Raw genomic sequence first — 3885 nt, forward strand, 5'->3', positions numbered from 1 at the left:
CATCAGGCATTGAAATATAGGACGCCTGCCGAGTATATTCGAAGTGTTGGTTATGAGGTTCCTCATGTCTCAGTGTCTCAAATGTATTGAACCTGGACAGTGCCTTGCATTCTATAGAAAAGGTCGATATGATCCGCGCCCCGGCGCTTTTTGTGGCGCGTCTTCGTATGGTGCCCGGCGACAGAGGACCGGGTAGCGATACGGATTCAACTGAGGTAGCGAGAGCATGAAAAAGGGCATCCATCCGGAATACAAAGAAATTACGGCAACGTGCAGTTGCGGCAATGTGATCAAAACGCGGTCGACGCTGTGTCGAGACATTCGTATCGAAGTTTGTGCTGAGTGTCATCCGTTCTTCACTGGTAAGCAAAAAATGGTGGACTCTGGCGGCCGAGTGGACAAATTCCGCCAGCGCTTTGGTGCGCGCCGCTTGACCAAGTAATTGGTGGTCATGAAGTTAGAGTATCACACATTTTCCTTCGCCAAGGCGCTATTGAGCGCCTTTTTTCTTCTTTATTTCGCATATTCGCATGCTGCGACGAGCGCCCTGTGCCCATTGCCGGAAGGGGGGCGCTGGGAAAAAGTTGCTGTGGTCAACGATGGCGATACCGTAACGCTTGCCTCAGGCATTCGGGTGCGCATCATCGGCATTGATGCACCTGAGATTAATTACCAGCATTTGGATAAGAGCGAACCTGTGGCGCTTGAAGCCCGTGAGCAATTAAAAAAACGCCTTGGCAAGCACATGAGAATTCGAGTAATTCCAGGGCGCGAGGCCGAAGATCGCTATGGTCGGTTGCTGGCTCATGTTGCTTTCGAAGATGGTGTTAATCTTGCTGCGTGGTCGCTTCGTCATGGTTGGGCCCAATTAATGATTATTCCTCCGAATGATGACCACTGGCAATGCTATCGCCAGCAGGAATTGTTGGCGCGTCGAGAAAAACGAGGGATTTGGCAACATTCGTATTACTTACCTAAACCGGCAGCGTCAGTATCGGCTAAGCATACCGGCAGTATCCGGATTCGAGGCGAAATTACACGTGTCATTGAAACACGCCGCTATCACTGGTTGGTTTTGGATGGTCGTGTGCATCTCGGCATTCGTCGTCATGACGACAAACGCTTTCCCGAGGATTTTGAAACTTTCTGGTTGCATAAACGAATTGAAGCGGCCGGTTGGTTGTATGCGAGTCATGGCAAATTGCGAATGAGAATTCGTCACCCAGCGCAAATTTTGCTGTTGGACAACGAAAAAGATCACTGATCGGGCCTTATCTCAATAAGTGTCTATAGTAAAATAGAGCGACCTAATAAAATATGTGTCGTGATTTAGCCGCCACACCACGCAAAAGGAGCTATCGTCATGGCGAAAACGCCTCGACAAGCCGCGTTGGATTATCATGAGTTTCCGCGTCCCGGGAAGTTGGCCATTGAAATCACCAAGCCAACCGCCACCCAAAATGATTTGGCCCTCGCGTACAGCCCCGGGGTGGCCGAGCCAGTACGGGAAATCGCTCGCGATCCAAATGATGCGTATCGCTACACCAATCGCGGCAATTTGGTGGGCGTCATCACCGATGGAAGTGCCGTGTTGGGTTTGGGCAATGTCGGTCCTCTGGCAGGCAAGCCAGTCATGGAAGGCAAAGCGGTTTTGTTTAAAAAATTTGCCGATATTGATGTGTTTGATATCGAAGTCGCCGCAGAGTCGCCGCAGGCGTTCATTGAAACGGTCAAACGTATCGCGCCCACATTTGGTGGCATCAATCTTGAGGACATCAAGGCGCCCCAGTGTTTCGAAATCGAGGAAGCGCTGAGTGAGCAGCTCGACATCCCGGTATTTCACGACGATCAACATGGTACCGCGATTATCATTGCCGCAGGATTGCTTAATGCGCTTGAGATCAGTGGTAAAGAGCTGAAGGATATTCGCGTTGTATGTCTTGGCGCAGGCGCGGCGGGCATTGCCGCCATGCGTCTGTTGGTCAGTCTTGGCTTGCCGCGTGAAAACGTTTACATGGTGGATCGGCAAGGTGTGATTCATACCGGTCGCCGTGATCTCAACCCATACAAGTTTGCTTTTGCCAACAACACCGACAAACGGACTTTGGCGGATGCGCTTGATGGGGCAGATGTGTTTGTGGGTGTGTCTGGCGCCAATCTGGTCTCTGCTGAGATGTTGGCGTCCATGGCGCCGAATCCAGTGGTGTTTGCGCTTTCCAACCCAGATCCTGAAATCGCATGGGAATTGGCACACAAAACCCGCAAAGACTTAATTATGGCCACCGGTCGTTCTGATTACCCGAATCAGGTCAACAATGTCCTTGGCTTCCCATACATATTCCGCGGCGCACTGGATGTCCGAGCGCGGCGAATTAATCAGGAAATGGAAATTGCTGCGGTGCATGCGATCCGCTCACTTGCGAAAGCGCCGATCCCTGACGACGTTAAGCATGCCTATCCTCACCTTGAGGGTATTGAATTTGGCCCCGCTTATATTATCCCCACGCCATTTGACCCTCGTTTGCGAGAGAGGGTGCCAGCCGCGGTGGCCTATGCGGCGGTCAAAAGTGGTGTCGCACGTTTACCCTATCCGTCACATTACCCGCCACCGCCAGAGCTCGGTTAAAAGATATCGGTGCCGTTCGTGGTATTTTCATCCTTACGTGGCGTTTCAAGCGGCGCTTCGAGCTGGTCGTTGGCGTATTCAGTGGGCACATGTTCCTTCCGGAAAATTTCAAAGATGGCGTCTTGCTGATGACTCGGCGCCAACTTCCCGGTCTTGGGATCGATACGTACTGAGACAATGCCATCGGGCAAGGGAATGTCTTGTTCGGGAAGGTGTTTGGTTACAGTTTCCATAAATTGTTGCCAGATTGGCAGTGCGGCCTTGCCGCCGTATTCATTGTTGCCCAAACTACGGCTGGCATCGTCAAATCCAACCCAAGCTGTGGCGACAATGTTGCCGGTAAAGCCTGAAAACCACGCATCCCTCGCATCATTGGTGGTGCCGGTTTTGCCGCCAACATCCTTACGTGTCAACAGTGGGCTATGGGTACGATTGAGCTGACGCCAAGCGGTGCCACGGCGAATCACGTCTCTTAACATGGAGCGCATGATGTAGACATTTCGCGGATCAACCGTCTGTGGTGCCCATTGCGCCGGGTCGACTGGATATTTTGGACATACCTCCCAGTCGTTGGCTAGGCGATTTGGCGAATTTTTCTCGATGCTTTCGCACCCACGGCACACAATTTTGGGCTCACTCATGGCCAACCAGTTGCCATGGCGATCTTCGATGTGATCGATGAAGTAGGGAGACACCAAATAGCCGCCATTGGCGAAAACGGCATAGCCGCGGGCGATTTCAAGCGGGGTGAGCGAGGCTGTGCCGAGCGCAAGCGATCGGACGCGAGGCAGTTGGCTGCGCGGCAGACCAAAGCGCTCAAGATAGTCGATGGCGTAATTAAGGCCGATGGCTTCAAGCAGACGCACCGAGACCAGATTGGTGGACAGCCGCAGTGCTTGTCTGAGTCGAGTGGGGCCTTTGAATTTGCCAGAGTCGTTTTTGGGGCGCCAAATGGTTTCATCGGCCCGATCGATAAAGGTCACCGGCGCATCATTGATGACGCTGGCAGCCGTGAATCCTTTCTCCAGTGCTGCCGAATAAATGAAGGGCTTAATGTTGGAACCAGGTTGTCGGCGAGCCTGAGTGACGCGGTTAAACTTTGATAGGTAAAAATCAAAACCGCCCTCGAGCGCAAGGATGGCGCCATCGTTCGCATCTAAGGCGACAAAAGCCGCCTGCGCAGCCGGCACTTGCGCCAAGACCAGACGGCCGTCTGCAAAACGATAAAGCTGAACCAGATCGCCAGGCGCCACAACGTC

The 3885-nt window shown here is 52.7% G+C and carries 4 protein-coding genes; 3 read left to right on the forward strand and 1 reads right to left on the reverse strand.

The features are described from left to right. Nucleotides 1–226 precede the first annotated feature (226 nt). The 3 genes from D6694_12680 to D6694_12690 all read left to right on the forward strand — a co-directional run bounded on the left by D6694_12680 (nucleotide 227) and on the right by D6694_12690 (nucleotide 2626). Nucleotides 227–442 carry a 50S ribosomal protein L31 gene (locus D6694_12680; protein ID RMH38136.1) on the forward strand — a complete coding sequence of 72 codons (216 nt, stop codon included), beginning with the start codon at nucleotides 227–229 and terminating at the stop codon, nucleotides 440–442. Nucleotides 443–451: 9 nt separating this feature from the next. Beyond that, entirely contained in the window at nucleotides 452–1264 is an 813-nt protein-coding gene (locus D6694_12685) for a thermonuclease family protein (GenBank protein RMH38137.1), read from the forward strand. Nucleotides 1265–1363: 99 nt separating this feature from the next. Continuing rightward, nucleotides 1364–2626, forward strand: coding sequence for a malate dehydrogenase (locus D6694_12690; protein ID RMH38138.1), 1263 nt, complete (start codon nucleotides 1364–1366; stop codon nucleotides 2624–2626). On the opposite strand, the gene D6694_12695 is transcribed toward D6694_12690, so the two are convergent. Next, nucleotides 2623–3879, reverse strand: coding sequence for a hypothetical protein (locus D6694_12695; protein ID RMH38139.1), 1257 nt, complete (start codon nucleotides 3877–3879; stop codon nucleotides 2623–2625). The two genes, D6694_12690 and D6694_12695, sit on opposite strands and share 4 nt — an antisense overlap. Nucleotides 3880–3885: the final 6 nt, after the last annotated feature.

It is taken from the genome of Gammaproteobacteria bacterium (assembly GCA_003696665.1).
Lineage (GTDB): Bacteria > Pseudomonadota > Gammaproteobacteria > Enterobacterales.